Raw genomic sequence first — 2,267 nt, forward strand, 5'->3', positions numbered from 1 at the left:
TATGGGTATTGTGTAAATAACCCGTTGAAGTATGTAGATATTAACGGAGAGAGTTTTTGGAAGTCATTAGGCAGAGCGTTTAAAAATGTTGTTAAGGCTGCTACGGCTGTAGTTACTACAGTAGTAGGTGTTACCATTGCAGCAGCTTCGATAGTAGTAGGTACTGTAGTGGGAACGGCACAGTTTGTGGGTTCAGGTTTCCAGAATAGTTCTATACTTACTAATCAAGCTAGAATACTCGGTGGAATGTTTCAAGGCAATATTGGTCAAATAGCAAGCAGGTTTACTAAAGAACTACCACAAACCTTACTTGGTCTAGGAGTATCACTAGGAGCTAACGCATTGGGCCGTGTTAAAAGTGTGGGCTATTATGGTGGTGCAACAGTTGTTGAACATTATAAAGAAGGATGGGGGGCTTATACTTTAGGATCTTATATTAATGGTAGCAAAGGCATTAAAGCCGATCCAGATAATTCACTTTTTAAACACGAATATGGACATTATTTACAAAGTCAGGAAGTAGGTTGGAACTATATGTATGATTATGCTATCCCTAGTGCAAATAGTGGTAAGAAAGCTGGCAAAGATAAATTTAAACATGAAGCCTTTTGGACTGAGCAAGATGCTAACATAAGAGCAAGAGATTATTTTAAAGATTATAAATGGGATTATTATAATCACCCTATTTTTGATAGTGGTTTTAATGATTGGTTTGACTTGCAATATAAAAAGTATAGATAATCCTTTGTGAAAAATAGGGTATACTCAAGCACTTCGTATTAAAAATTAGAAACATAAAAAAACAAACTACTATGAAAAATACTTTGAAAAAAATACTCTTTTTAACATTAGTTTTGGGCCTATTCGCTTGTTGTTGCGAAAATGATAATCCAAGATACTTTAATTTAAAAAATAACACGGGCAAGTTAATATATTATGGAGGGTCTTATTCTTATCCTGATGCCAGTTTAAAAAACATAAGTAATGTGCCGATAACTAAAGCGTATAGTGTTTATCCAAACCAAGCTCAAGCTCTTACTTTAGGTCATTTTAGTTATAATTCTACTATGCAGATTTTTATATTTGATTCTGATGTGATAGAGAACACCCCTTGGGATACTATTGTAAAATATAATATGTTCTTAAAACGCTATCAGTTTACTGAGGCTGAGTTAGAAAAAATGGGTTATGAAATAATTTATGATGGTAATTAGCGGTTGTATAGGGGCAAACCAAAAAAACATAGTTGTTTCAACTGAAAATAAAATAATATAAAAAAACAATAAATGAAAAATCTTTTAATTATCAGTATCTTTTGTCTTAATTTGTTAGGCTGTAATTCTGATAATCAGTTAGCTATACCCGATAAAGTAAGTACTTTTAACATTGAGCTTATACCCTCAACAATTAATGTAACTACCGAAGAAACTTTTTCAATAACGGTAAACGCAAACGAAAAAATTGAACTTTTAGGAGCTTCATCAGATAATTTAGAAGTGAAAAATTTTTCTGATTTGGGTTTTGGAAATTCGGTAGTGATGTATTTTAATTTTGATACATTAGGACAAAAAACAATACGGGTTCGAGCCTTGAATAGTCAAAATGATATCTCTGAAAAGCAAGTTATAGTCAATGTCACTCGGGGCAATGCTGTTAAAATTACAGGGATGAAAGTCGTTTCATTTTACAACATCAATCAAACTTGGGATCCGGAATATGGTGTTAATGATCCCAATCGTTTAGCGGATGTTTTATTTGGTTTTAGTAAATTAAAAATTAGTAGTAATTTCTCTAATAAATATGGTATGTATACATGGTTTGTATCGACTGTAAAAGAAAATCAAGGAGACCTTAATTGGGATTTGACTAGTGATGGGTTGTATATTAAACCAGACAGGAAGTTAAGAGTAGGTTTTGTAGATAAAGATGGCGAAATGAGCCAGGATTTATTACATATTCCTCCGGATTATAAGGAAATTTCATTTGCTGATTATCTGGTTTCTAAACCCAATACCATAACGTATTCTTTTCCTGATATAAATTTGCAATTTATTGTAACTGTTGAATGGCCAATTCAATGATTATATTCAATAAATGAAAATAAAACTTCTATCCTTATTTTTTTATAGCCTAATGCCCCCGCTGCCGCACGAAATGAAATTCGACGAAGTCAATCCTTTCGTGTGGTACGTGAGTTAAAATAAAAGCTTCTAATGTTTACACAGGGATTATCAAGGCTCTATTCTGGCTATTACTGATGCCACGGG

The 2,267-nt window shown here is 32.8% G+C and carries 3 protein-coding genes; all 3 read left to right on the plus strand.

What is annotated here, in order from left to right; all coding sequences use genetic code 11:
* On the plus strand, positions 1–741 hold a 741-nt coding region (locus tag AC4FRF_RS17505; RefSeq protein ID WP_491161581.1), incomplete at its 5' end, for a hypothetical protein.
* A 71-nt stretch (positions 742–812) separates the two neighbouring features.
* Positions 813–1,214 (plus strand): hypothetical protein, encoded by a 402-nt coding sequence (locus AC4FRF_RS17510; protein WP_491161583.1) that lies wholly within the window; start codon positions 813–815, stop codon positions 1,212–1,214.
* A 72-nt stretch (positions 1,215–1,286) separates the two neighbouring features.
* Positions 1,287–2,081, plus strand: coding sequence for a hypothetical protein (locus tag AC4FRF_RS17515; protein WP_491161585.1), 795 nt, complete (start codon positions 1,287–1,289; stop codon positions 2,079–2,081).
* The last annotated feature ends 186 nt before the right edge of the window (positions 2,082–2,267 follow it).

This window comes from Flavobacterium sp. ST-158, assembly GCF_058309975.1.

Coding starts and splice junctions, on each gene's coding strand:
- AC4FRF_RS17510 (WP_491161583.1), top strand. CDS start 813: ATGAAAAATACTTTGAAAAAAATACTCTTTTTAACATTAGTTTTGGGC.
- AC4FRF_RS17515 (WP_491161585.1), top strand. CDS start 1,287: ATGAAAAATCTTTTAATTATCAGTATCTTTTGTCTTAATTTGTTAGGC.